General features: G+C 45.3%; 21 protein-coding genes. 13 read left to right on the forward strand and 8 right to left on the reverse strand.

The annotated features are described in order from the left end of the window. Positions 1–153: 153 nt before the first annotated feature. Positions 154–1,812, forward strand: coding sequence for an AMP-binding protein (locus DWX33_RS15915; RefSeq protein ID WP_005855687.1), 1,659 nt, complete (start codon positions 154–156; stop codon positions 1,810–1,812). Positions 1,813–1,862: 50 nt separating this feature from the next. Here the strand turns inward: DWX33_RS15915 and DWX33_RS15920 are convergent, their stop codons facing one another. After that, positions 1,863–2,372 (reverse strand): RNA polymerase sigma factor, encoded by a 510-nt coding sequence (locus tag DWX33_RS15920; RefSeq protein ID WP_005855686.1) that lies wholly within the window; start codon positions 2,370–2,372, stop codon positions 1,863–1,865. Between the two features lie 265 nt (positions 2,373–2,637). On the opposite strand from DWX33_RS15920, the gene DWX33_RS15925 reads away from it, so the two are divergent. Next, positions 2,638–4,017 carry a nodulation protein NfeD gene (locus DWX33_RS15925; RefSeq protein WP_122380660.1) on the forward strand — a complete coding sequence of 460 codons (1,380 nt, stop codon included), beginning with the start codon at positions 2,638–2,640 and terminating at the stop codon, positions 4,015–4,017. Positions 4,018–4,023: 6 nt separating this feature from the next. Here the strand turns inward: DWX33_RS15925 and DWX33_RS15930 are convergent, their stop codons facing one another. Continuing rightward, positions 4,024–4,659, reverse strand: a complete 636-nt coding sequence (locus tag DWX33_RS15930) for a helix-turn-helix domain-containing protein (protein WP_005865390.1) — start codon at positions 4,657–4,659, stop codon at positions 4,024–4,026. Between the two features lie 70 nt (positions 4,660–4,729). On the opposite strand from DWX33_RS15930, the gene DWX33_RS15935 reads away from it, so the two are divergent. Continuing rightward, positions 4,730–7,000, forward strand: a complete 2,271-nt coding sequence (locus DWX33_RS15935; protein ID WP_122380661.1) for a cation:proton antiporter — start codon at positions 4,730–4,732, stop codon at positions 6,998–7,000. A 17-nt stretch (positions 7,001–7,017) separates the two neighbouring features. After that, positions 7,018–7,770 (forward strand): 3-deoxy-manno-octulosonate cytidylyltransferase, encoded by a 753-nt coding sequence (gene kdsB / locus DWX33_RS15940; RefSeq protein WP_005865386.1) that lies wholly within the window; start codon positions 7,018–7,020, stop codon positions 7,768–7,770. 16 nt (positions 7,771–7,786) lie between these two features. Here the strand turns inward: kdsB and DWX33_RS15945 are convergent, their stop codons facing one another. The 3 genes from DWX33_RS15945 to DWX33_RS15955 all read right to left on the reverse strand — a co-directional run bounded on the left by DWX33_RS15945 (position 7,787) and on the right by DWX33_RS15955 (position 13,280). Next, the gene (locus DWX33_RS15945; protein ID WP_122380662.1) at positions 7,787–9,511 is read right to left on the reverse strand and encodes a DUF6057 family protein; all 1,725 of its coding nucleotides are present in this window, start codon (positions 9,509–9,511) and stop codon (positions 7,787–7,789) included. 249 nt (positions 9,512–9,760) lie between these two features. Beyond that, positions 9,761–11,662, reverse strand: a complete 1,902-nt coding sequence (yidC, locus tag DWX33_RS15950; protein ID WP_122380663.1) for a membrane protein insertase YidC — start codon at positions 11,660–11,662, stop codon at positions 9,761–9,763. A gap of 10 nt (positions 11,663–11,672) precedes the next feature. Further along, positions 11,673–13,280, reverse strand: coding sequence for a CTP synthase (locus DWX33_RS15955; RefSeq protein WP_005865380.1), 1,608 nt, complete (start codon positions 13,278–13,280; stop codon positions 11,673–11,675). A gap of 417 nt (positions 13,281–13,697) precedes the next feature. Here DWX33_RS15955 and DWX33_RS15960 point away from each other — a divergent pair, with 417 nt between their 5' ends. The 9 genes from DWX33_RS15960 (at position 13,698) to galE (ending at position 21,896) form a co-directional block, all read left to right on the forward strand. Then, positions 13,698–15,242, forward strand: a complete 1,545-nt coding sequence (locus DWX33_RS15960; RefSeq protein ID WP_121962406.1) for a DUF3078 domain-containing protein — start codon at positions 13,698–13,700, stop codon at positions 15,240–15,242. 101 nt (positions 15,243–15,343) lie between these two features. Continuing rightward, positions 15,344–15,760, forward strand: coding sequence for a SoxR reducing system RseC family protein (locus DWX33_RS15965; protein WP_008780945.1), 417 nt, complete (start codon positions 15,344–15,346; stop codon positions 15,758–15,760). A 9-nt stretch (positions 15,761–15,769) separates the two neighbouring features. Then, entirely contained in the window at positions 15,770–16,702 is a 933-nt protein-coding gene (locus tag DWX33_RS15970) for a Fe-S cluster domain-containing protein (RefSeq protein WP_122379115.1), read from the forward strand. A gap of 11 nt (positions 16,703–16,713) precedes the next feature. Continuing rightward, positions 16,714–18,045: an electron transport complex subunit RsxC gene (rsxC, locus tag DWX33_RS15975; RefSeq protein WP_005865372.1), complete on the forward strand. Its 1,332-nt coding sequence runs from the start codon at positions 16,714–16,716 to the stop codon at positions 18,043–18,045. A 12-nt stretch (positions 18,046–18,057) separates the two neighbouring features. After that, positions 18,058–19,026 (forward strand): RnfABCDGE type electron transport complex subunit D, encoded by a 969-nt coding sequence (locus tag DWX33_RS15980; protein ID WP_005855664.1) that lies wholly within the window; start codon positions 18,058–18,060, stop codon positions 19,024–19,026. Positions 19,027–19,028: 2 nt separating this feature from the next. Continuing rightward, positions 19,029–19,643 (forward strand): RnfABCDGE type electron transport complex subunit G, encoded by a 615-nt coding sequence (locus DWX33_RS15985; protein ID WP_122380664.1) that lies wholly within the window; start codon positions 19,029–19,031, stop codon positions 19,641–19,643. Positions 19,644–19,660: 17 nt separating this feature from the next. Continuing rightward, on the forward strand, positions 19,661–20,245 hold the full coding sequence (locus DWX33_RS15990) for an RnfABCDGE type electron transport complex subunit E (protein WP_008771709.1): 585 nt from the start codon (positions 19,661–19,663) through the stop codon (positions 20,243–20,245). A 12-nt stretch (positions 20,246–20,257) separates the two neighbouring features. After that, the gene (gene rsxA / locus DWX33_RS15995) at positions 20,258–20,830 is read left to right on the forward strand and encodes an electron transport complex subunit RsxA (protein ID WP_005855659.1); all 573 of its coding nucleotides are present in this window, start codon (positions 20,258–20,260) and stop codon (positions 20,828–20,830) included. A gap of 25 nt (positions 20,831–20,855) precedes the next feature. Further along, entirely contained in the window at positions 20,856–21,896 is a 1,041-nt protein-coding gene (gene galE, locus DWX33_RS16000) for a UDP-glucose 4-epimerase GalE (RefSeq protein ID WP_005855657.1), read from the forward strand. Between the two features lie 70 nt (positions 21,897–21,966). On the opposite strand, the gene DWX33_RS16005 is transcribed toward galE, so the two are convergent. The 3 genes from DWX33_RS16005 to DWX33_RS16015 all read right to left on the reverse strand — a co-directional run bounded on the left by DWX33_RS16005 (position 21,967) and on the right by DWX33_RS16015 (position 26,389). Beyond that, positions 21,967–24,348 (reverse strand): hybrid sensor histidine kinase/response regulator, encoded by a 2,382-nt coding sequence (locus DWX33_RS16005; protein ID WP_122380665.1) that lies wholly within the window; start codon positions 24,346–24,348, stop codon positions 21,967–21,969. Positions 24,349–24,386: 38 nt separating this feature from the next. Continuing rightward, entirely contained in the window at positions 24,387–25,019 is a 633-nt protein-coding gene (locus DWX33_RS16010; protein ID WP_057329219.1) for an HAD family phosphatase, read from the reverse strand. A 122-nt stretch (positions 25,020–25,141) separates the two neighbouring features. Beyond that, positions 25,142–26,389, reverse strand: coding sequence for a DUF1015 domain-containing protein (locus DWX33_RS16015; RefSeq protein ID WP_122380666.1), 1,248 nt, complete (start codon positions 26,387–26,389; stop codon positions 25,142–25,144). Positions 26,390–26,399: the final 10 nt, after the last annotated feature.

The raw sequence follows: 26,399 nt of genomic DNA on the forward strand, positions 1-26,399 counted from the left end.
ACTATTTCCTAACGTGAACTTGATTTATAGAGGAAAGGTAAAGAATATTTCAGTTTCCGGCAGACTGAAACTCATAATTTACAGAAAAGGCACTATCTTTGGCTTTTGACAACTTTCCACCCTGTCATATGGTTATTTGATAAATAAATTAGTATGGAGAATCGTTTTTTAGGACTCATAGAGAATAGCATCAAGGAGCATTGGGATCTCCCGGCGTTCTCCGATTATAATGGACATACCTTCCATTATAAAGATGTAGCTCGTCGAATCGAGAAATTTCATATTATCCTAGAGCATGCCGGCATTAAAAAGGGGGATAAGGTGGCTTTAGTTGGACGGAACTCCTCCAACTGGGCGATCTGTTTCTTCGGGATCTTGGCTTATGGAGCCGTAGCCGTGCCTATCCTACATGAATTCAAACCGGATAATATACATCATATCGTAAATCATTCCGAGGCAAAGGCAGTCCTTGCCGCTTCCAGCAACTGGGAGAATATGAATGAACGCATGATGCCCGACGTGAAACTGTTCATGATGCTGGATAACTTCTCGATCATTCACAGTAAAAGCAAAGAAGTCCGGGTAGTAAGAGACCGGATCAATGAATATTTCGGTAAAAAGTACCCTCGTTCATTCACGTCGAACGATGTTCGGTATCACGTGGAAAAGCCGGAAGAATTAGCGGTACTTAATTATACTTCCGGAACCACCAGTTTCTCGAAAGGGGTTATGATCCCCTATCGGAGCTTATGGAGTAATACGCAATTCGCTTACGACAATTTACCGTTCATCCATCCGGGAGATAATATCGTATGTATGCTTCCGATGGCCCATATGTACGGATTGGCATTCGAGGTATTGAATTCCGTGAATAAAGGCTGCCATGTACACTTCCTCACACGTACCCCCAGCCCGAAAATCATAGCGGAAGCTTTTACGACAATCAAGCCGGCGCTGATCCTAGCCGTACCTCTGATTATCGAGAAAATCATCAAAAACAAGGTATTCCCCGAACTGGAGAAGCCTTTGATTAAATTGCTCTTGAAAGTCCCCTATATAGACCAGAAAGTGCTGGATACCATTTCCGCCAAGTTAACGGCGTCTTTCGGAGGGAACTTCGGGGAGATCGTTATCGGAGGAGCCGCTATCAATAAAGAAGTGGAGACGTTCCTTCATTCCATCCATTTCCGATATACCGTAGGCTACGGGATGACCGAATGTGGCCCGCTAGTCTCCTATGCGCAATGGGATGAGTTTAAGCCCGGTTCCGTAGGACGTATCGTCGACCGTATGGAAGTCCGCATCGATTCAGAGGACCCGGAAAACAAGGTGGGAGAAATATTGGTGAAGGGTATGAACGTGATGCTCGGTTATTACAAGAATCCGGAGGCTACAAAAGCCGTTATGATGCCTGACGGATGGATGCGTACCGGCGATCTGGGAACCCTCGATAAAGATGGATTTTTATATATCCGCGGCCGTAGTAAAACCATGATTCTAGGCCCCAGCGGACAAAATATCTATCCGGAAGAGATCGAGGATCGCTTGAATAATATGCTATATGTAGCAGAATCGCTCATCATCTCCCAAGGAGGTAAACTAGTCGCCCTCATCTATCCCGATTGGGAGCAAGTAGATAAGGCAGGTATACAACATTCCGAAATCGAGAAGTTGATGCAGACCAACATTGACCAAGTAAACGAGGAGATGCCGAATTACAGTAAAATCACCTGTTTCAAGCTGTATCAAGAAGAATTCGAGAAAACACCCAAAAGAAGTATCAAGAGATATTTATACCAACCGGCCGAATAAAAAGAAAGCCGTCTTTTGTTAAAGACGGCTTCTTTTATATAAAGTAAATTTTATCCTTGACGAAAATCTTTTAAAACTTTTTGTAATTCTTGTCGAGCGAAAAATATACGGCTCTTAACCGTCCCCAGAGGAACATCCAGTTTATCAGCGATCTCATTGTATTTATAGCCACTCAAAAACATAGAGAATGGAACCTTCAACTCATTGTTCAAACCGTTGATCGCTTTCGTGATCTCTTGAATTTGATAAGCGCCATCCGGAGAGTCAAAACCTGAATCGTTCACGACATCCAAGTTATATAAGTCGACACCTTGATCTACGACAGTTTGCGTGCGAACGATCTTGTGATAATTGTTAATGAAAATGTTACGCATCACAGTCAAGACCCAGCCCTTAAAATTGATATTGTCTACAAATTTTTCTTGATTGTCTAAAACCTTCAGCGTTGTGTCCTGCATCAGATCTTGGGCATCATCCCTATTCGCTGTAAGCATAAGCGCAAAATTCATCATGTTTTCTTGCATGCTCAATAATTTTTTCTGAAATTGCAACGCATTCATATTGTTACTAGTTAAATAAAGTTTAATACTGTATAAGTATTATCCCTCAAACATTGAAGGATGCAACAAATATATAAATTAAAAATGGAGATATACAGTTCTTTGATAAATATTAATATTAAAAATCGTAACTTAATATTTTTGTTGTAAATCTTACTGAAAATGAGTATTATTTACAAGTTGCACAAGTTACAAAAATCAACATTTACAACAAGCCAGTTACAATTTTCAACCAAATATTAAAAACGAATATAATACAAACAAGATGAAACGTTTATTAACAATATTAACAGCTATAGTATTAATACTTGCAATCTCTCTTCAATCGGAGGCTAAAGAGAAGTCCTTAATATATACGATTGATATAAAAAAAGAGATCGATAACACCACGTGGATTTATCTCCATAACGGATTATCAGAGGCCAAGCAATTGAGCGCCGATGCCATCTTATTGCATATGAACACATACGGCGGATTACTGGAATCTGCCGATTCTATGCGAACGGCTATTTTATATAGTCCCATACCGGTATATGTATTTATCGATAATAACGCAGCTTCAGCAGGTGCTTTAATTTCCATAGCATGCAAGAAAATCTATATGCGGAAAGGGGCGAATATAGGAGCGGCAACGGTTGTCAATCAAACGGGTGCGGCTCTACCTGATAAATATCAATCTTATATGCGTTCCATGATCCGTTCGACGGCTGAGGCGCAAGGGAAAGATACGCTTATACAAAACGGCGACACGATCTATAAATGGAAAAGAGATCCTTTAATCGCCGAAGCGATGGTCGATGACAGAGTGATCGTCCCCAACCTCATCGATAGTGGTAAAGTATTGACACTTACCTCTCAAGAAGCACTCAAATGGGGTTATTGCGATGGCATCGCCGAGAGTCCGGATCAAGTAATCACAGAATATATCAGATGTAAGGACTATGAGATTAAAAGTTATGAACCCTCATGGTTCGATAATGTAAAAGGTTTCTTTATGAGTCCGGTAATACAGGGCTTATTAATCATTATTATCATCGGTGGTATTTATTTCGAGATGCAAACCCCGGGGCTTGGTTTTCCATCCGCTGCCGCGATAGTAGCGGCTATCCTTTACTTCGCTCCTCTCTACATGGACGGGTTGGCTGAAAACTGGGAAATCCTGTTATTCATTCTCGGCGTTATATTAATAATGTTGGAGATATTCGTGATCCCGGGCTTTGGCATAGCGGGGATAAGTGGAATTATTCTCGTGGTCGGCGGACTTACAATGAGCTTACTGAACAATACTGTTTTTGATTTTCAAAACGTATCTGGAATGGATACGGGCAGAGCCGCTTTAACGGTTCTATTAGGTCTGGGTATCGGATTCACGCTAGTGATATGGTTATCCAACAAAATAGGACATAAAGGACCGCTAAAGAAAATGGCATTAAACGCTGATTTGGAAAAAGCGGTATCCAGCCCCAATTTGACACAACTGATCGGAAAAGAGGGCACGGCCGCTACCGTTTTACGTCCTTCGGGTAAGGTATCTATCGAGGGAGAGTTGTATGACGGCGTATCGGAGTCTGGCTTCATCGAGAAAGGGACTCCTATCAAAGTCGTCAGATTCGAGAGCGCGCAAGTCTATGTAATCAACCTATAAACGAGTCTATGCGATCCGTTTATAGGCAATACATTTATCGATCACGACATATTCCATCGCTCCCATAGCCATCAAATCACTTAGGATGTTACGGGCCGCATAATAATTGATATGGGCGATATGGCAAAACTGCTTTATGCTGATATACGGATGCTCGTCGAGCCAAGAAAACAGGATCTCGACGGGCTTACTTATTTTCAGCAATGTACCTTCTTTGGTTTTCTGCTTCTTCCATGCTTGCATGAGGACTTCGTTCGCTAATATATTCTCGTCCGCAACCCGGATATAGGCCTTGTATTTATCGTCTTTATCCGGTGCCGTATGCGGTTTCTCATCGCTTGGGGCGATATAGACCTCCAATACGGTCTTCCCGTTGACATCCCAGCGCTTAGCTGTAAACGGCACCTCGGGATGCGTATACATTTTAGAAGCAGCCTCGATCATATAATATTCCTCCTCACTTCTCACACCGGAAATAGCGCCGTTATCCTTCACTCCAATCAGCAGACGCCCGCCATCTGTATTCGCGAACGCACTCAACGTCCGGGCGATCTTCTTGCTGTCGCTCACCTCAAACTTAAAATCAAGTTGTTGATGTTCCCCTTGCTCTATAAGCGCTTCAATCGGATGTTTCTTCTTCATTTTGGCTTCTGTTTTGAGACACAAAATTAAAATAAATACCTAACTTTGGCAATCGAAAAAACAATAAACGATGTCTCAGATACCTGCGCTAATATCAGATCTTGCGGTCATACTCATATCCGCCGGGTTGGTTACCCTGTTATTCAAAAAGTTAAAGCAACCGGTCGTATTGGGGTATATCGTAGCCGGAATACTCGCCGGACCTTCCATCGAGCAAATACCGACAGTTACAGATGTGGAAAGTATCCGTATCTGGGCTGATATAGGCGTTATCTTCCTGTTATTCGCTTTGGGGCTCGATTTCAGTTTCAAGAAGTTGATGAAGGTGGGAGGAACCGCCGTCATTGGAGCCATAACCGTTGTTATAGGTATGATGACAGCGGGATATATCACGGGCTTATCACTGGGTTGGGGACATATGAACAGTCTTTTCCTCGGAGGTATGTTATCGATGTCTTCCACGACAATTATCTTCAAGGCATTCGACGACATGGGATTGCGTAACCAACGATTCGCCGGTGTCGTATTCGGTATCTTGGTGGTAGAGGATCTATTCGCCGTATTATTAATGGTATTACTTTCTACCGTAGCGGTAAGTAAACACGTGGAAGGCATGGAGATGCTGGATAGCGTAGTCAAATTAGGCATTTTCCTTTTATTCTGTTTCGTCGTCGGGATCTATTTGATCCCCTCTTTTCTGAAAAAGGCAAAAAGCTTCCTAAATGAGGAGACTCTGTTGATCGTGAGCATCGGGCTATGCCTTGGTATGGTTATGATCGCCACAAAAGCCGGATTCTCATCGGCTCTCGGAGCTTTTGTCATGGGTTCGATTTTGGCCGAGACCATTGACGCTGAACGGATCGAGCATTTGGTAAAACCCGTAAAAGACTTATTTGGAGCGATTTTCTTCGTGTCTGTAGGCATGTTAATCGATCCTCAGATGCTCTGGGAGTATAAAATCCCGATTTTCATTATCACGCTCGTAGTCATGGCCGGACAGATTTGTTTCGCCAGCTTCGGAGTATTACTGTCCGGACAACCGATAAAAATAGCCATCCAGTCTGGTTTCTCGTTAGCGCAGATCGGAGAATTCGCCTTCATCATCGCAGGTTTGGGACTATCATTAAACGTGACGGATCAATATCTGTATCCGATCGTTGTCGCCGTATCCGTGATCACGACATTCTTCACACCTTATATGATCCGGCTAGCGGAACCTGCCTACAAATGGGCGAAGCGGATCATACCGGAGAATTGGAAACAGTTCTTGGAGCGATATTCATCCGGTTCCAATACGATCCGTCAAAAAAGCGCATGGAATAAGTTACTAAAAGCCTTGATCCGCATCGTCGGTACTTATACCGCCGTCTGCCTAGTACTTATCTTTTTATGGCTACAAATCGTGACTCCGTTCATCTGCAAACATTTGCCCGGCATCCAAGGAAATCTAATCTCCTTGATCTTAATCCTAGCTCTGATCTCCCCGATGTTGCGGGCGATCATGATGAAAAAGAATCATTCCGTGGAGTTCCAGCAATTATGGAACGATAATAAATATAACCGGGGTCCCCTAGTCTCACTCGTGATCCTCAGAATCCTGCTCTGTATCGGTCTCGTCATGCTTCCTGTCGCACGGTTATTGAATGCTGCGCTAGGAATTATGCTAGCGGTCGCTTCCGCCGTTATCGTATTAATGATATTCTCCAAACGGCTAAAGAGGCAGTCGATCCTGATGGAACGGCATTTTTTCAGTAACCTTGTAGCGAGGGAAGTGGAACAAGAGCGAAAAGCCCCGATCAACCAGCGTTTCGCGAACCACTTATTAGAACGAGATCTCCATTTAGCGGATTTCGAGGTGAAGCAGAATTCCCCCAGTATGGGAAAAAGCCTGAAAGAATTAAACTTCAGGCAAAAGTGCAACGTAAATATCGTAACGATTATCCGGGGAGAGAAGCGAATCAACATACCAGGAGGAGACGAGCGGCTCTACCCGTTCGATAAACTGGTAGTAGTTGGCGCCGATGATGATCTGGAGCACTTTAGGAAATATCTGGAGGAACGCTACAAGAAATCATACGCCGAGCAATCGAACACAAGAAAGGAAGAGATGAACATGGAGCAAATCATTATCTCGGAAGGTTCCCGATTGATTGGCCGCTCCATCATAGAGTCCGGTATCCGTGATAAAGCCGCTTGTTTGGTAATCGGTATCGAACGTGGAAGTAGCTCGATCAAGAATCCGCCTCCCAGTACGGTTTTCGAGGAAGGAGATATCGTATGGATCGTAGGCGAACGGGATAAGTTGATCCAGTTAAGCGAAGGAAAAGTAGTAACCAGTTAACAAAACGATATAGAATGATGAAGTTTATAGGAATTATTCCGGCGAGATACGCCTCTACCCGTTTTCCGGGGAAGCCATTAGCGGATATGAACGGAAAGCCCATGATACAACGTGTATATGAGCAAGTAAAGGATGTCTTAGACTCCGTTTGCGTAGCTACCGACGATATCCGGATAGAGAATGCGGTTAAAGCCTTCGGTGGCCAAGTCGTCATGACCTCCGATCAACATCGTAGCGGTACGGATCGTTGCTACGAGGCTTATCAGAAAATAGGCGAAGGGTATGATGTGATTGTCAATATCCAAGGTGACGAGCCTTTTATCCATCCCGAGCAAATCCAGACGATCAAAACCTGCTTCGCCGACGCAAACACGCAAATAGCGACATTGGTAAAGCCTTTCCGTTCGGACGATGATTTCGAGAGTACCCTATTCAATCCCAATTCCCCGAAAGTCGTACTCAACAAAAACAACGAGGCTATGTATTTCAGTCGATCTATTATTCCTTATATCCGGGGCAAGAAATATACGGAATGGTTGCCGAGTCATACCTTTTACAAACATATCGGGTTATATGCCTATCGTGCGCAAGTGCTGAAAGAAATCACCCAATTACCTCAATCCGCTTTAGAACTGGCGGAAAGCCTTGAGCAATTACGCTGGTTGGAAAACGGATATAAAATCAAGGTCGGCATCACAGAGCAAGAAACGATCGGTATAGATACACCGGAGGACATGGAGAAAGCCTTAGCCTTCCTTGCGAACCGCTGATCACTTACACTATTATTCAATGAATATAGTCAGAGTAGTACCAATAGGTGGAGGAATAACGTTCTCGTAATTCCTCCTTTGCTTTTCTACCCGATTTACAATGGATGTAATCTTGGTAATCCTCGATAACATCTTGAGGTATCTGATAACCGTCCACCTCCTCGTCCGAGCTTTTAGATAAGACTTGTACCAAAGCCTCCTCGTACAAACGGGGTACAACCTCAAATTTTCCTTTATAATAAGTATCGAACGTATTCTTAAAACTATTCAAATTCTCGTTCAGTAAATAATAGCACAACAAATAATCCAATGCCTGTTTATTTTCCGGATATTCCGCCACCAAACTTGACAGTACGCCCGGATAATCGGATATGGACATTAGTATGTCGTGCTCTCGCTCCCAATCACTTTTCCTCGGCAAACGTTTCTCCATCGACAAGGTCTCCTCACCCTTCAACTGTTCCTCCTTCGACCTTGCCCATGAGTGATAAAATAACGTCGCGTCCAATAGGTTCAGGTATTTTCTAGCCTCCTCAATATCCCCTCGCCGCATATCAATCTCCACCAGCCGCTTGATCTGCCGTACGCTTCTTTGTTTAGGGCTGAACAAGATTCCTTCGATCGCCCGGTGACGGGCCATATCCATATCTCCCAATTGATAATACACCTCATTACTGAAAAACACGGGAAGTATAGAAGACCTCAAATCGATCGGTAAGAACAAGGCGTCCGCCCCTCGTTGATAATGATCCATCAAATTCTGGGGCAACTCGTTCTTCTTGGAGAAAGCGATATTCCTATAATAACTTACCAAGATATCGGGAGAATCAAATCCGGCAGACAAATCCAAGACTCGCTCCCAATCACCCCTATAGATCGCTTGGTCTACTGCCAGAACCTTTTCCCGCTTCCGGTTCGTACCCGCTATAACAAATGAAAAGAATCCAAATACGACTAAAAAGGTAATAAGCAAGCTATGCCGGTTCAGACGTATCCTACGTATACTTTTAATCTCCAAAGCGAATATCTCTAGAATCAACGCTAAAGCGGGGAAATATACGCTCAAGCCATCCACATGGGAATATTTATAGGCCTCCTCAATGCTCAATCCATAAAAATGACGCATGAACAACGGATATAAATAACTCGATAACAAAAGAGAAAGCCAGAACCACCACCGTTTCCTATTCTTGGCTCCCTCATAGAATATCACCATCAAGGAGAAGACAAACAGCCGGCTACCGACCATGCTATAAATTATGGGAAGAAGTATAAAAGCCACCCAAACGGACGTTCTCTTATTCTTAATCCGGATGTATCCCAAGAAGAGCCATAGCACGAAAATCAACGTAAGCGTAGACGCTATACTATACGACAACCGGCAAATCAATCCCCACTCTAACGCTACCGGAAACAACGCATATATGGAGACCATATTACCATTTCCGAACTTGCGTAAAACCCGCATAGAGTAATACCATAAGAGCAACAACACGCACGTCACGATTAACGGACCTATCACAGTCAAATGGAAGAACTGTATCAAGAAATTCCCCACATAACAGCTCAACCAGGCCGGCTCATCCCAGAACGAGATAAAATAATCGGTGGTATACAAAAAAATCCTCATCTGCTCTTTGAAGAACAAATGGTTTGGGTAAATCCATTGAAAGAAAGCAAAGCATACTACGAAGAATATTCCCGCTATTACCCATTGAAGCGATCGTTCATTTTTTGTCATTGACAAAATCTCTTATTTATAACCTCCCTATTTCCTCAATATAGAAAAAATCAATTTCCTCATCAATCTTTTGAATACAAAACAATGCAAACAAACAAAAAGTTTTGAATAAATACAAATAAACAAATAGAATCATGATCAAGACGTCTTGTTTTTCAAGTAGAGAAGCCAAGATATACAAAAAAAATCCCTTTATCTACCAATAAGCAGATAAAGGGACCTTTTTCAAGGACAACAATTACTATTATCCTATCGTTTTTTCTTAGCCTCTTGTTGTTTACGCAACGTCTCCTGCTGTGCTCGTTGAGCCTCTTCCAGACGTTTCATGAAACCGGATTTCTTCATCGGTTTCCGTTTGTTTGCCTCCAACTTAGCTAACAATTTATCCTCATTGATCGTATAGCGGAAGATCAATGTCTGCACGATTGTGATCAACGTAGAGATGAAATAGTAATACGTCAAACCGGAAGCATACTGGTTGAAGAACACCAAGAACATCAACGGCATCATGTACATCATGGCCTTCATGCCCGGCATCTGTTGCTGCCCGGTATTCGTCATCTCCATATTATACTTGGTATAAAAAATATTCGTGATCGTCATCAACAAACAGAACAAACTGATGTGATTTCCGAAATACGGAGTGATGATCGGAATATATTTATTCCAGCTAAAGATAGCGTCGTAAGTAGACAAGTCGTGCGCCCAAAGGAAACTCTGGTGACGTAACTCGATCGCCGACGGGAAGAACATGAATAAAGCGATTAAGATCGGCATCTGCAACAACATCGGCAAGCAACCGCTCATTGGGCTCGCCCCCGCACGGCTATATAGCTCCATCGTCGCTTTCTGCCGTTCCATAGCCTTATCCTGTCCGGGATACTTAGCGTTGATCTCCTCCACTTGCGGACGCAATACACGCATCTTGGCGGACGACATATAAGACTTATACGTCAACGGGAAAAGGATGATCTTCACGATGATAGTCATCAAAAGAATCAAGATACCATAATTATGGATAAACTTACCCAAGAAGTCGAACAAGGGGATCACGAAATATTGGTTCACCCAGCGGAAGATACCCCAGCCTAGCGGAACCAACTTCTCCAGATCCAGTTGCTGCTCGGCAACGACACCTTTATCGAAGGACTTCAACAAGGCGAACTTATTCGGTCCGAAATAAAAGGACAGGTTCGTGGCCTCCTTACCTTGCAAGTCGAAAGGTACGGAAGCGGTCGTCTTGAATTGTTTCAACACATCCCCCTCCGGAATCGCTTTCGAGTCTAAGGTAGTAGCCTCAAAGCCCTCTTGCGAGATCAATACGGTAGAGAAGAACATATCCTTATAACCGATCCATTTCAAGCGGTTCGGGATCTGCTTGCTGTCACTCTTCGACTCGCTCAGGTGTTCCACGTCGTCCGCCATGAACTTGTAGTTCAAGGTCACGTAGCGATCCTCAAACTTACGTCCTTTTTCCTGTTGGCGGATATCCTGCTCCCACAATAAATCCAAGGCATTCGTGCTCGGTGCCAAGACACCGTTCAATCCCGTACCCAGAATCTGGTATTGCACCATATAATCATCCGGTTTCAAGGTATAGGTAAAATCCAGATGACTACCCTCGCCGGTGTTCAAACGCATGATCACGGAATTCGGGTCATTCCCTTTAACCGGGGTAAAATACAAATCGCTCGTATTCACGACACGGTTCGTAGCCGTGACCAACGTGAAATTAAAATTAGACTCTTTCTCGTCGAACAAAACGAGAGGCTCGTCATTATACGTATCATACTCCTTCAAGCGTGCGTAACAAATACGTCCGCCCTTATTGCTGATACGAAGCTCAACCAAGTCATTTTGCAGGGTCGTGTAATCTTCCGTACCCACCATAGCTTCGCCGAATACGCCGAAGCTCTGCTGCAAACGTTGCGCCCTTACCGAGTCCGGCACGTTCTCCAACGAATCCTCCACTAAAGCACTTTTGTTCTCTTGTTTCTGCAATTCCAGTTGCTGGGCATACTCAATCTTCGCGATTGAATCTTGGTAACGACGTTGCGCCTCCAACTGCTCAGGCGTTGGCCGGTTGAACCAGCTAAACGCAAATAATACGACACCGATCAGCAGAAAACCTATTAATGTGTTTTTATCCATTTATCACCAATTATTTTTTATTTTCGATAGCAGCTTTCACGAAGCTGAGGAAAAGAGGATTCGGATTCACCACGGTACTGTTGTACTCCGGATGATATTGAACGCCCACGAACCATTTCAAGGCGGGGATCTCTACCACCTCTACCAGATTTGTCTCCGGATTCTCACCCGTACACATCATACCGGCGGCCTCATATTGCTTCTTATACTCGTTGTTGAACTCGAAACGATGGCGATGACGCTCTTGGATATGCTCCTTGCCGTATGCCTCCAATACCTTGGAGCCCTCTTTCAGCGTACAGTCGTAAGCACCCAAACGCATGGAACCTCCCATATTGGTAACGTTCTTCTGCTCCTCCATCAAGTCGATCACCTTATGTGCCGTATTCGGCTCCATCTCCGTAGAGTTGGCATCCGCCAAACCTAATACGTCACGGGCAAACTCGATCACCATGCACTGCATACCCAAGCAGATGCCCAAGCAAGGGACATCATGCTCACGAGCGTATTTGATAGCGGCAAACTTGCCCTCGATACCTCTCTGCCCGAATCCGGGGGCGATCAAGATACCATCCATATCCTTCAATTGCTCGGCGGCGTTCTCGTTATTTAATTTCTCCGAATGGAACAAATGCAAATCCAGTTTATGATGATTGTAAATAGCGGCTTGCAACAAAGACTCGTCGATCGACTTATAAGCGTCTTGCAATTCCACGTATTTACCAACCAAACCGATCTTCACCGTATCCGTAGCCGTGCTCTTCAAGGCAAGGAATTCCTTCCAAGGCTTCAACTCCGGAGTCGGGCCGACTTCCATACCGACCTTACGCAAGACCACCTCGTCCATCTTCTGGCGTTGCAATACCAAAGGAACCTCGTAGATCGTCGGTACGTCGATCGACTGGATCACGGAATCCTCGGCCACGTTACAGAACAACGCCACCTTACGTAACAAGTTCGCATTCAGCTCATGCTCCGTACGTAAAACCAACACGTCTGGCTGGATGCCTAACTCCTGCAATTGCTTCACGGAATGTTGCGTAGGCTTCGTCTTATACTCTTTCGCCGCGGCGATATAAGGCACGTAAGTAAGATGTACGCAAAGGCAGTTCTTGCCCAGCTCCCATTTCAACTGGCGAACGCTCTCTATGAAAGGCAGAGACTCGATATCACCCACCGTACCACCGATCTCGGTGATCACGAAGTCAAATTTATACTTGCTACCCAATAATTTCACGTTACGCTTGATCTCATCCGTGATATGAGGTACCACCTGTACCGTCTTACCCAGATAATCCCCCTTACGCTCCTTGTTGATCACGCTTTGATAGATACGTCCGGTAGTGATATTATTCGCACGGGTAGTCTGGACATTCAGGAAACGCTCGTAATGGCCCAAGTCCAAGTCAGCCTCATGTCCATCAACGGTCACGTAACATTCCCCATGCTCATAAGGGTTCAACGTACCCGGGTCGATGTTGATGTAAGGATCAAATTTTTGGATAGTAACCTTGTAACCTCTTGCTTGAAGGAGCTTACCTAAAGAAGCGGAAATAATACCCTTACCTAAGGAAGAGACCACGCCGCCTGTAACGAAAATGTACTTTGTATCTGCCACGATAGTAATATTTTAGTTATCTTTTTAATTGCACACCTGCATTTCGAAACCGCAAAGTTAGCGATTTTCATCGAGACATGCCAAATTTAATGTTTTTATTTCTCGCTGAATATCTCCAGAACTGCCCCGTGCTTCGGCAGGACTCTTCCGATTCCCGACCCGAAGCACGGCACTAAAGACAGTACTTCTCATGGAATTACTTCGGTACTACGCAGGAAGTACTGAAGTACTTTGACCGAAGTATTCCAGTACTTCCTGCGGAGTACTGAGGCAAGTCCGTATAAGCCTCGCTAGACACACCTGCTTTGCCTCAGTGATCGTAACTTTTACCCAGATAAATATCAAATCGTATGTTGTATATCATTCTTTTTAGCTAATTTTGCGACCACTACAACTAATAGATGTAAATAAGGTATTATGATGATGAAGAGGCATGGTGTGTATGCGCTATTATTACTTTCACTAATTGGGAGCTCGGCATACAGCCAAGAGAACCAACTAGTTACCGGAACGATAGTTCAACGTCCCGCACAGCAAGTCGTATCGGATGATACGATTCCTGCGATCAATCTTGGCGAAGAGGAATTAGACAACATCGTAGACATTCGTAAACAATTCGAGAAACAAAACAAGACTTACTCGGCGCCCTTGGCCCCAAGCACGAATTTACTGCGTTTCTTGAAAAAAGACGAACTGGAGATCTCGGACGAGGCGATGTATTGGGCCCGTCTGGTACGAGACGCCTCCACGGCTTTCGATAATACGATGACCTTCCGAGACACCGTGATCGTAAACCCTTTATTCATGCCGATCGTTTTCCGGGGAGATTATCTACCCAAAAACTTGATATTCTATAACTTCGATTCATTGAAGGAGAGGACTCCCTATGATAACTTATACCGGACAGACTCCATCTTCAAAGATCTGGAGCGAAACAAACAGTTCGAGGAGATGGCTTACAAATATGTGCAGAACAATTACCCGACTTATTTCCGCTACTCCGAGAGGGATCTGCCCAATGAGGTGATCAAACCTAAATTCATCAAGAAGAATATTTATGAGGACTTGCCGATCAAGGTGGAGGCTGATGCCAATTTTGAGGACGTAGACGCTCCCGCCCGCTTCATCCCGGAGCGGAGATACTGGATATCGGCCTTCGAGAGCGCCGTCCAATTCTCCCAGAACTACGTTTCGGAGAACTGGTACAAGGGTGGAAGTAGCAACTTGAACCTGTTCACCAAGAACAATTTAAAATACGACTATAAGAAAGATAAGGTACAAGTAACGAACGAACTGGAATTCAAAGCCAGCGTATATACGGCACCGAAGGATACCTTAAGGAACTATAAGATCGGTGACGACGTATTCCGTATACACAGCAACGTCGGCTACCAAGCGTTCAACAAATGGTACTATACGTTCGACGCTGAGTTCAAGACCCAGTTCTTCACCAACTATCAAGAGAACGAGCACATCAAACAGGCCGCGTTCCTTGCCCCGTTCTCTATCAACTTCGGTCTCGGTATGAAATACGAGCTGGAGAAACAATTTACCGACAAGCATAAGAAGGTTAAATTCAGTACCAACTTGGCGCCGATCTCCTATACATATATGTATACGACACAAGAGATCGATTATAGCCGTCACGGTTTCAAGAAAAACGAGGAAACCGGTGAGTTCAATAACAAGCTAAGCCAAATAGGTTCCACGATCCGTGCAGACCTCGCCTTTGATTTCAACCGTAACGTAAGCTGGCAATCCCGTCTTTATTTCTTTACCACTTATGGCGATCATACCATCGGGGAGTTCGAGAATACTTTGGTTCTGGCCATCAGCCGCTTTTTCTCCACACGTATCTATTTTCACCTTAGATACGACGATGGAGTGGAAAAAACAGAGGATAATAAGAGTTATTTCCAGCTTAATGAGTTGTTAAGTTTCGGTTTTAATTACAAATGGTAAGCTAGGATTTAAGATTTCGAATAATAAACTTTGTTAATCGTGACATAGTTTCTAAATTATACTTACTTTTGCCTTGATTTTGCAATGTCGAGATTACAAATATGAGCGAAAGTATAAATCATACAGGATTTGTAGAGAAGATCGATGGCGACACCGTCTTCGTCCGCATTACCCAACAATCCGCATGCTCGGGATGCCACGCACAGTCTATGTGCTCGGCATCCGAGAAAAAGGATAAGATCATTGAGGTACCCGATCGGTCGGGACGGTTTCACGTAAACGAGGAAGTGATAATATGCGGACAAAATTCCATGGGGCTTCAGGCCGTATTGCTGGCATTTGTCATTCCTTTGGTGATAGTCGTGGGGGCCATCGTGATCGGTACGAATCTACAATGGGACGAGACCACGAGCGGGTTAACCGGTTTATCGCTTTTACTGCCTTATTACTGTATACTATACTTAATGCGTGACAAACTAAAAAGACGATTTATATTTACTTTGAAAAAACTTAATTGATAATATATCATGATTTTAATTGCCGTTATTTCATTAGGAGCAATCGGGGCGGTCGGAGCGGTTTTCCTCTACGCTGCTTCCAAGAAATTTGAAGTCTATGAAGATCCTCGCATCGCTCAAGTACAGGAAGTCCTCCCCGGAGCGAACTGTGGAGGTTGCGGTTATCCGGGTTGCGCCGGATTTGCGGGTGCTTGCGTAAAAGCTGACTCATTAGACGGATTGCTCTGCCCCGTTGGTGGTGGCCCGGTCATGGCCAAGGTCGCTACGATACTGGGTAAAGAGGCGGGTACAGCCGAACCCATGGTAGCCGTTGTCCGTTGCAACGGAACTTGTCAGGCCCGCCCACGTACAAACTCTTATGATGGAACGAAAAGTTGCGCCATCGCCTCTACCCTTTACGGAGGCGAGACGAATTGTTCTTTCGGTTGCCTAGGTTATGGCGACTGCGTGAACGCCTGCGCTTTCGACGCCATCCACATCAACCCGGCTACGGGAATCGCCGAGGTAGACGAGGAAAAATGTACTTCCTGTGGTGCTTGTGTGAAGGCTTGCCCGAAGAATATCATCGAGCTAAGAAAGAAAGGACCTAAATCACGCCGGATTTACGTGTCTTGCGTAAATAAGGACAAGGGAGCCGCCGCTCGCAAGGCTTGTGCCAACGCTTGTATCGGCTGTGGCAAATGTGCCAAGGAATGTCCGTTCGAGGCAATCACCGTAACAAATAACGTAGCTTATATCGATTATACGAAGTGTCGGATGTGCCGCAAATGCGTGGCTGTATGTCCGACAGGAGCTATTCATGAGCTGAATTTCCCTCCTCGCAAGGAAGCCGCTCCCGCTCCGAAAGCGGAGACCGTGAAACCGGCGCCGAAGGCAGAGGCTACCGTGAAACCGGAAGCCGCTCCGAAAGCTACAAGTGAAGAAAAAACAAATCTAAATTAAAATCTAATAGTATGCTAAGGACATTTCGAATCGGAGGTATACATCCCCCCGAGAATAAACTGTCTGCCGGTAAGAAAATTACGGCTCTCGCTACGCCTAAACAGGTGATTATCCCCCTCAGCCAGCATATCGGCGCCCCGGCGCAGGCCGTGGTGAAGAAAGGGGATCTGGTAAAGGTGGGTACATTGCTAGCCAAGGCGGGTGGTTTCGTATCAGCGAACATCCACTCTTCCGTATCCGGCAAAGTGAACAAGATAGATAACGCTCTCGACGCTAGCGGATACAAACGTCCCGCTATCTATATAGATGTGGAAGGTGATGAATGGGAAGAGACGATCGACCGCAGCGAGACCTTAGTGAAGGAGTGTGCGCTGTCTTCCAAGGAAATCGTGGATAAGATCGCCGCTTCCGGTATCGTCGGTCTGGGTGGAGCGACTTTCCCTACGCAGGTGAAATTGATGCCGCCTCCCGGAAACAAGGCAGAGATCGTAATCATCAACGCCGTGGAGTGTGAGCCTTATCTTACTTCCGACCATTCGTTGATGCTGGAGAAAGGCGAGCAAATCCTAGTCGGTGTCACGATCCTAATGAAAGCGGTCAACGTGAACAAGGCCGTGATCGGTATCGAGAATAACAAGCCGGACGCTATCGCCCATCTGCAAAAGTTGGCGGTAAATTATAAAGGTATAGAGATCATGCCGCTTAAGGTACAATATCCGCAAGGAGGCGAGAAACAATTGATCGACGCCGTTATTCGCCGTCAGGTAAAAAGTGGTGCGCTTCCTATCTCGGCGGGTGCCGTGGTACAGAACGTAGGAACTGCTTATGCCGTTTACGAGGCGGTACAAAAGAATAAACCGTTGTTCGAGCGTGTGGTGACGATCACGGGTAAGGCGGTAGCTAATCCTTCCAATTTCTTGGTTCGTATGGGAACCCCGATCAGTTGCTTGATCGAGGCCGCAGGTGGCCTGCCCGAGAATACGGGTAAGATTATCGGTGGCGGACCGATGATGGGTAAAGCGTTGATCAGCGCCGAGGTGCCGGTTTGCAAAGGAAGCTCCGGCGTTTTATTACTGACGAAAGAGGAGTCTGTCCGCAAGCCGATCCGGGATTGCATCCGTTGCGCCAAATGCGTAGGTGTCTGCCCGATGGGATTAAACCCTACCCTATTGATGAACGCCACGGAATTCCAGAATTGGGAATTGGCGGAGAAGAACTATATCACCGACTGTATCGAGTGCGGGTCGTGTAGTTATACCTGTCCGGCCAACCGTCCGTTGCTGGATCAGATCCGGTTGGGTAAAGGAAAAGTTATGGGTATTATCCGGTCTAGAAAGTCATAAAACAAGAGCAACATGGAAAATAATTTATACGTATCGCCCTCGCCCCACATCCATGGTGGCGACAGCATAAGCAAAAATATGTATGGTGTACTGATTGCCCTTATCCCGGCTTTCTTGGTATCCCTTTATTTCTTCGGTCTGGGAGCGTTGATCGTTACGGTCGTATCGGTTCTGGCCTGTATGATATTCGAGTATTTGATCCAGCGATTCCTGATGAAAAAGGAACCGACCCTTTGCGATGGCTCCGCTATCCTGACAGGTGTATTGCTGGCCTTCAACCTACCTTCCAACCTTCCGGTCTGGATCATTATTATCGGAGCGTTGGCGGCGATCGGCATCGGCAAGATGTCTTTCGGTGGATTAGGTAATAATATTTTCAATCCGGCGTTAGTCGGACGTGTATTCTTATTGATCTCCTTCCCGGCACAGATGACGACTTGGCCGGTGGTAGATGCCTTGAACGTTTTCCCGATGACTTATACGGATGCCCAGACCGGCGCAACGGTATTGTCGTTGATGAACGAAGGCGTGACCGAGCTTCCGTCTTACGGGAACATGCTTGTAGGAGCTATGGGAGGTAGTCTCGGTGAAGTGAGCGCCGTGGCCTTGATCCTCGGTCTTTTATTCATGCTATGGAAAAAGATCATCACTTGGCAGATCCCGGTATCCATCTTGGCTACCGTATTCGTATTCACGGGCATCATGCACTTGGTGAATCCGGTACAATACGCCAGCCCGTTTGTTCACTTATTATCCGGCGGTTTGTTATTAGGCTCCATCTTTATGGCGACCGACTACGTAACCTCGCCGATGAGCAAGAACGGAATGCTTGTCTACGGCGTGGGAATCGGAATCCTTACCACGGTGATCCGTTTGTTCGGGTCTTACCCGGAAGGTATGTCGTTCGCTATCCTGATCATGAACGCATTTACTCCGCTAATCAACAGCTATATCAAACCTAAACATTTCGGAGGAAAGTAAGCATGGCAAAATTAAAATCAACATTACCCAATATGCTCCTTTCACTAACAGGCATTTGCTTGGTAGCAGGGGCGATCCTAGCCGGAGTGAACCAGTTTACCGCCGGCCCTATAGCGGTAGCTAAAGCGACCGCCTTGGAGGAAGCGATTAAAGCCGTTGCTCCCGAGTTCGACAACAAACCGACTGAGGACATCTATATGGCCGTCTCCTCCGATGGTGATTCCCTCAAGATTTATCCTGCCAAGAAAGGCGGACAAGTCGTTGGCGGAGCCGTAGAGAGTAACACGAAAAAAGGCTTTAGCGGTGAGATACGGGTTATCGTAGGTTTCGATATGGATGGCAAGATCTTGAACTATTCCGTATTGCAACACGCCGAGACTCCGGGCTTGGGAGCCAAGATGCAAGAATGGTTCCGTGCGGACAAGAACAAGCAAAGTGTCTTGGGACGTACGATTCCGGACGGAGGCTTAAAAGTAACAAAAGATGGTGGCGACGTGGACGCTATCACGGCAGCGACCATCTCCAGCCGTGCGTTCCTCGATGCCGTGAACCGTGCGTATAGCGCATTCGCAGGCGTAGACGGATTAACGGGTGCCACTTCAACTGATAACAAATAAAAAGGGAGGACAGAACAATGAGTAATCTAAAAATATTGATGAATGGTATCATCACGGAGAACCCGACATTTGTATTACTGTTAGGTATGTGTCCTACCTTGGGAACGACCTCTTCGGCCATCAACGGCATGAGTATGGGATTGGCTACGATGTTCGTATTGATTTGCTCGAATATCGTGATCTCCGCCTTGAAAAACGTAATCCCCGACTTGGTGCGTATCCCGGGATATATCGTTGTGATCGCGACGTTCGTGACCGTAGTGCAGATGTGCATGGAAGCATTCGTTCCGGCTTTATACGCTAGCTTAGGATTATTTATCCCGTTGATCGTGGTAAACTGTATCGTACTAGGACGTGCCGAGGCTTTCGCCGCGAAGAACGGAATTATCCCGTCGGCCCTTGATGGTATCGGAATGGGACTTGGTTTCACGATGGCTCTTACGCTGCTGGGCGCTTGCCGTGAGTTCTTGGGAACCGGTAAGTTATTCAACGTAACCTTGATGCCCGAGGAATACGGTTCGCTGATCTTCGTATTGGCTCCGGGAGCGTTTATCGCCTTGGGTTATCTGGTAGCAATAGTAAACAAACTGCGTAAAGCATAATAAACGGATCATATGGAATATATATTGATATTTATCGCCGCCGTATTCGTTAATAACGTTGTACTGGCACAGTTCTTGGGAATTTGTCCGTTCTTGGGGGTATCTAAGAAAGTGGAGACTGCCGCAGGCATGGGAGCCGCCGTTACGTTCGTGCTTACGATCGCCACGATTGTTACATTCCTCGTGCAAAAATACATATTGGACGCTTTCGGATTAGGGTTCATGCAGACGATCAGTTTCATCCTGATCATCGCCGCCTTGGTTCAGATGGTGGAAATCATATTGAAGAAGGTCTCTCCCGCCCTTTACCAGGCGTTGGGCGTATTCCTTCCATTGATCACCACGAACTGCTGTATCTTGGGTGTGGCTATCCTTGTAATCCAAAAAGAGTATAATTTATTAGAATCTGTGGTATATGCTATCTCGACCGCTATTGGATTTGCGCTAGCTTTGATTATCTTCGCGGGTATTCGGGAGCAACTAGCCATGACGCATGTTCCGGAAGGCATGAAAGGCACTCCTATCGCCTTGATAACGGCCGGTTTGCTAGCTATGGCTTTTATGGGATTCTCGGGTATCGTATAACAAACTTATCTAAATGAACACTAGAATGAAAAAGAAGATTTTAGTAGCGGGCGGAACCGGTTATATCGGCTCACACACCACAGTAGAATTGCAGAACGCCGGATATGAGGTAGTCATTATCGACGATTTGTCAAACTCGAATATCGAGGTGCTCGATGGTATCGAGAAAATCACGGGCATCCGTCCGGAGTTTATCCAATTGGATCTAAAGGATAAGGAAGGTACTCGCAAGGCATTGGAAGCTCATCCGGGCATCAAAGGCATTATCTTGTTCGCCGCTAGCAAGGCGGTAGGAGAATCCGTACAGCAGCCTTTGAAGTATTATCGCAATAATATTGTCACTTTGGTGAACTTGTTGGAGATGATGCCTGAATTCAATATCGAAGGTATCGTATTCTCTTCCTCTTGTACGGTATACGGACAACCGGACCCGGAGAACTTGCCGGTAACCGAGAATGCCCCGATCAAACCCGCTATGTCTCCTTATGGAAACACGAAGCAGATCAACGAGGAGATTATCCGGGATACGATCCACGCAGGAGCGCCTTTCAAGAGCATCATCTTGCGCTACTTCAACCCGATAGGCGCTCACCCAAGCGCAGAGATCGGCGAGTTGCCGAATGGTGTTCCCCAGAACTTGATCCCGTACTTGACACAGACGGCTATGGGTATCCGCAAGGAACTAAGCGTATTCGGCGATGATTATGATACAGCAGACGGTTCTTGCATCCGTGACTATATCAATGTCGTAGACTTGGCGAAAGCACATGTAATCGCTATGGACCGTATGCTTGAGAATAAGTCTGATGAGCATATCGAGATATTCAACCTAGGTACCGGCAATGGTGTTTCTGTCCTTGAACTGATCAATACCTTCGAGCAGACAACAGGCGTTAAGGTTCCGCACAAGATCGTGGGCCGTCGTGAAGGTGATATCGAGAAGGTATGGGCCAATCCGGAGCACGCGAATAAGGTATTAGGCTGGACCGCCAAGGAGACTTTAGCCGACACCCTGCAATCCGCATGGAACTGGCAGAAACGTTTGAGAGAACGTGGCATCCAGTAAATAACACAAAAAAAGAGGCCGTATCTGATAGCGCTTAGCTAAGGATACGGCCTTTTTTATATCCTTATATCTACAAGTACTTCTCTAAGATCTCAAGAACCTTCCCGAAATCGATCGGCTTAGCGATATGCTCATTCATTCCGGATTCTTTACACAACTTGATGTCTTCCGCAAATGCGTTCGCAGACATGGCTACTATCGGCATGGACTTGATATCCGGACGTTCTAATGCCCGAATATGGCGAGTAGAGTCGTACCCGTTCATGACCGGCATCTGGATATCCATAAATACCAAGTCATAATATCCCGGACTAGAGTTTTTTACCATATTCACCGCGACAAGGCCATTTTCCGCCTCCTCTACCACCGCACCGGTCTCTTCTAGCAACACAGTCGCTATTTCCCTATTCAAGCTATTATCTTCCACCAGCAAGATCCGCTTACCCTCAAAGTTACCGAAAGGATATTGAGGCTTCTCCGTCTCTTCCTCTTTTTTCTCTTGCTTGATAGCGAAACTTTTCATCAAATAAAATAACTTGGATTTCATCAACGGCTTACTTATGAATCCATCGACACCGGCTCGTTGGGCTATTTCCTCAAAATGCGGACAATCATAAGCGGAAAGAATAATGATCGGAATATCCCGGCCAACGACTTTTCGGATACGGGTAGCGGTCTCGATCCCATCCATTCCCGGCATTTTCAGATCAAGGATAACGGCAAAATAGTCATCATTAAGATGATGTGCCCTCTCTACTTTCCCGATAGCCTCCTCACCAGAAATGGCATACTCGCCTTTCATACCGATCTCGTTAATCCTCATACATGCGTTCTCGCAACACACGATATCATCGTCTACCACGAGAACCGGTAAATCCCTTAAATGATCATCCTCAAAACACCCTTGATCCTGCAATTTCAACTGCATCGTAAATGTAAAAACGGAACCTTTGCCATATTCACTCTCCACCTGAATCTCACCATTCATCATATGAGCGATATTACGGCTTATTGCCATGCCTAAGCCGGTTCCTTGTATATTCCGCAGGGTTGCGTCTTCCGCACGTTCAAATGGCTCGAAAACCTTGTGTAAGAAATCCGGCTTTATCCCGATACCATTGTCTATAACCGTAACCTCAAATAAACCATAATTACCATTTTTAATTGGCTTTTCCCGTATCTCAAGTGTTATTTTCCCATAGTCCGGCGTATACTTTATGGCGTTCGACAGCAAATTCAACAATACTTGCTGAATCCGTTGCACATCGCCAATCAGCTTTTCATGTTTGACTTGAAACAAGTGAACCCGGAAATCCTGAAACTTCTGACTGACCGAAGTCTGAACCATAGTAATTACGCTTTGCAATAACTCGCCCATATCGAACTCCTCGTCTGTCAGCAAAATATGTCCGCTCTCTACCTTAGACATATCCAAGACCTCATTGATCAAGTTCAATAACAATTTGGAAGAAACCATAATCTTCTTCAAGCAATCCACTATACGCTCCCGATCGTCGATATGCATACTGGCGATAGTGGTCATACCGATAATGGCATTCATCGGAGTACGTATATCATGGCTCATACGGGATAAGAAATCCGATTTAGCCTGATTTGCCGATTTAGCCACTTGTAGGGCATCTTGAAGTAATTGCCTTTGCCGCTCTTCCTCACGAACCTCCATAATATCGGTCCGGGTCAAAAGAAGTATATTCCTCTCCTTATCGAAAAAGCTAAAACGCATCTTCTTATCCCTAAAAACGCCATTCTCCATCACCTGACAGAACAAGACATACTCACGGGCATTTCGTAAGACAGATAAGACATGATCTAGGGAAAGATTTCGGGTTAACTCATCTCGCTGATCCTCCGGCACATATTTGTGGTGGAACTCGGCTACCTCTTTTTCATAGTCATTACTCGCTATCGGGGGGACCGGCGTCCCACTTTCACGATTGGAAGTATACATGACATAGCTATTCGTGTTTGCCTCTATATAAACGACATAATCATACTCAGTCTGAACGGCAGCCTCTACGATCTGTGCCTTGCGACAATGATTCACATAGCGGCTGAAAAGAATGACACGATCCGGAATTCCACTCTTATCTTTCAAGATACGAATAAAAGCCTCATGCCACTCAAACCCAAACAAATCATTACAGAAACGCATGTCGAACTTCTTATTCGCTACGCCGCTAGCCGCCATTTGCCGCAATGAATTCAAGGATAAGATCTCCTCCCATTTCCCTAAATCCGCAGGATATACATATTCTTGAATGTAAGTCTGGCAAAGTTCCGTATAATCCAAACATTCTCCTTCCCTTTCGGGAGTCATCGAATCTTTGATTATCTCAACCTTTTCATTACCTAATGTGACGATCCAAAGCGTATCGACTAGCTCGTTTACACCACAGAGTAGTTCTTCCAAATTTAAAGTAGTATTTGTCATTTTCAATGATATAGATTTAATTAAGAGGAATAGAGATCCTATGATTTTGAGAGTATTTCATCGAGCCTCCCTCTCCAATCCTCTCCATTCAAAGGCTGATAGGTATGGAACCCTAGTTCCTGCCCCACTACGATATTATTCTTACCATCATCTACAAATAATGTTTCCTCTGGTTTGATTCCTGAATCCAAGATCATGCGATCAAAAATTTCACGATCCGGCTTCGTGACACCGATCTCATAAGAGAGATACAATTTATCGAAATAATCATTTAATGGACGGCCCGCCGGCGTAAACTCTTTTGTCTGTGCCCATTCAAGCTGTATGATCGGATTTGTATTGCTCAATAAATAGACTTGATATTTCTCACGGAGTTTTAATATGTAGTCCAATTTATATTGGGGAACGCCGCCAATGAAGCCAAACCAAGCCCAACAAATATCCTCATAAGAAAGGTCTTTACCCGTATACTTCCGTAAATAGCGACAAAACTCCTCTACTCCGATCTTTCCGGTCTCCAGATCTTGAAAAACCCCTTTTTGTTCGTAAGGATCTATCAATCCATCGGCATCTTTGACCCCAATCTCTATTAAACGACGAACAGGTTCATCCCGGTCCAAATCTATGATAACGCCCCCCAGATCGAATACTATATTTTTTATTTTACCCATTGCGATACTATTTAAGTCCTAAAGATACAATTTATTCCGTATATCTAGGTTACAAGGATAAAAAAGGGTATAATCTTCAACGATTATACCCCAATCCAAAGCTATATTTATGTATATAAGACTTAATCCAATTTATGGATCACCAAACCGGAGCGAAGCTTCGGTTCGAACCACGTCGTCTTCGGCGGCATGATATTACCCGTATCGGCGATATCCATCAATTGCTTCATCGTAACGGGATACAAAGCCAAGGCAACCTTCATCTCACCGCTATCCACACGGCGTTTCAATTCACCCAGGCCACGGATACCTCCCACGAAATCGATTCGCTTGTCCGAACGTAAATCCTTAATGCCTAAAATCTCATCCAGAATCAAGTTCGAAGAGATCGTGACATCCAATACGCCTATCGGGTCATTATCATCGTACGTACCGGGCTTAGCGGTCAAAGAATACCATTTCCCTCCTAAATACAGGGAGAAATTGTGCAAGGCACCCGGTTTGTAAATAGCAGAGCCCTTCTCCTCTACCACGAAGTTTTTCGTTAATCTCTCAACGAATTGTTCCTCGGTCAAGCCGTTCAAGTCTTTTACCACACGGTTGTAATCGATAATGGTCAATTGGTTGGCCGGGAAGCAAACAGCCATGAAATAGTTATACTCCTCGTCTCCCTTATGATCCGGGTTTTGCTTGGCCTTCTCCACTCCTACCAAAGCAGCAGCGGCGGAACGATGATGTCCATCGGCAATATACAACGCAGGCATCTCCCCGAATAACTCCGTGATGCGGGCGATGTCCTTATCCTCATCGATAATCCAGAACGTATGGCCGAAACCGTCTAATTTCGCCACGAAATTATATTCGGGCTCACGAGCCGTATATTTCATAACGATAGCGTCTAACTCTGAGTTGTCGGGATAAGCGAAGAATACCGGCTCGATATTAGCGTTGTTGACACGTACGTGCTTCATGCGATCCTCCTCCTTGTCACGGCGGGTCAGCTCATGTTTCTTGATCGTGCCATTCATATAATCGGGAACATAAGCCCCGACTACCAACCCATATTGAGTCTTGCCATTCATGGTTTGGGCATAAACATAATAGCATTCTTTCTGATCCTGAACCAACCAACCTTTTTCCTGAAAATTATTGAAATTGGCGGCGGCCTTCAGGTAAACAGCCGGATCATGCTCATCCGTCCCTTCTGGGAAATCGATTTCCGGTTTAATGATATGGTAAAGGGATTTCTCGTTTCCTTCCGCTTCCGCACGAGCTTCTTGCGAGTTCAATACGTCATAGGGACGGGAAGCCACCTCCTCTATAAATTCTTTTGGCGGACGAACTCCCTTGAAAGGTTTTATTTTTGCCATGGTAATTAAA

The sequence above is a fragment of the Parabacteroides sp. AF19-14 genome (assembly GCF_003635485.1).
GTDB lineage: Bacteria > Bacteroidota > Bacteroidia > Bacteroidales > Tannerellaceae > Parabacteroides > Parabacteroides distasonis.

Bases quoted from the DNA above. Each gene is read 5' to 3' on its own strand.
- DWX33_RS15915 (WP_005855687.1), top strand. From the start codon at position 154: ATGGAGAATCGTTTTTTAGGACTCATAGAGAATAGCATCAAGGAGCAT.
- DWX33_RS15920 (WP_005855686.1), bottom strand. From the start codon at position 2,372: ATGAATGCGTTGCAATTTCAGAAAAAATTATTGAGCATGCAAGAAAAC.
- DWX33_RS15925 (WP_122380660.1), top strand. From the start codon at position 2,638: ATGAAACGTTTATTAACAATATTAACAGCTATAGTATTAATACTTGCA.
- DWX33_RS15930 (WP_005865390.1), bottom strand. From the start codon at position 4,659: ATGAAGAAGAAACATCCGATTGAAGCGCTTATAGAGCAAGGGGAACAT.
- DWX33_RS15935 (WP_122380661.1), top strand. From the start codon at position 4,730: ATGTCTCAGATACCTGCGCTAATATCAGATCTTGCGGTCATACTCATA.
- kdsB (WP_005865386.1), top strand. From the start codon at position 7,018: ATGAAGTTTATAGGAATTATTCCGGCGAGATACGCCTCTACCCGTTTT.
- DWX33_RS15945 (WP_122380662.1), bottom strand. From the start codon at position 9,511: ATGACAAAAAATGAACGATCGCTTCAATGGGTAATAGCGGGAATATTC.
- yidC (WP_122380663.1), bottom strand. From the start codon at position 11,662: ATGGATAAAAACACATTAATAGGTTTTCTGCTGATCGGTGTCGTATTA.
- DWX33_RS15960 (WP_121962406.1), top strand. From the start codon at position 13,698: ATGATGATGAAGAGGCATGGTGTGTATGCGCTATTATTACTTTCACTA.
- DWX33_RS15965 (WP_008780945.1), top strand. From the start codon at position 15,344: ATGAGCGAAAGTATAAATCATACAGGATTTGTAGAGAAGATCGATGGC.
- DWX33_RS15970 (WP_122379115.1), top strand. From the start codon at position 15,770: ATGATTTTAATTGCCGTTATTTCATTAGGAGCAATCGGGGCGGTCGGA.
- rsxC (WP_005865372.1), top strand. From the start codon at position 16,714: ATGCTAAGGACATTTCGAATCGGAGGTATACATCCCCCCGAGAATAAA.
- DWX33_RS15980 (WP_005855664.1), top strand. From the start codon at position 18,058: ATGGAAAATAATTTATACGTATCGCCCTCGCCCCACATCCATGGTGGC.
- DWX33_RS15985 (WP_122380664.1), top strand. From the start codon at position 19,029: ATGGCAAAATTAAAATCAACATTACCCAATATGCTCCTTTCACTAACA.
- DWX33_RS15990 (WP_008771709.1), top strand. From the start codon at position 19,661: ATGAGTAATCTAAAAATATTGATGAATGGTATCATCACGGAGAACCCG.
- rsxA (WP_005855659.1), top strand. From the start codon at position 20,258: ATGGAATATATATTGATATTTATCGCCGCCGTATTCGTTAATAACGTT.
- galE (WP_005855657.1), top strand. From the start codon at position 20,856: ATGAAAAAGAAGATTTTAGTAGCGGGCGGAACCGGTTATATCGGCTCA.
- DWX33_RS16005 (WP_122380665.1), bottom strand. From the start codon at position 24,348: ATGACAAATACTACTTTAAATTTGGAAGAACTACTCTGTGGTGTAAAC.
- DWX33_RS16010 (WP_057329219.1), bottom strand. From the start codon at position 25,019: ATGGGTAAAATAAAAAATATAGTATTCGATCTGGGGGGCGTTATCATA.
- DWX33_RS16015 (WP_122380666.1), bottom strand. From the start codon at position 26,389: ATGGCAAAAATAAAACCTTTCAAGGGAGTTCGTCCGCCAAAAGAATTT.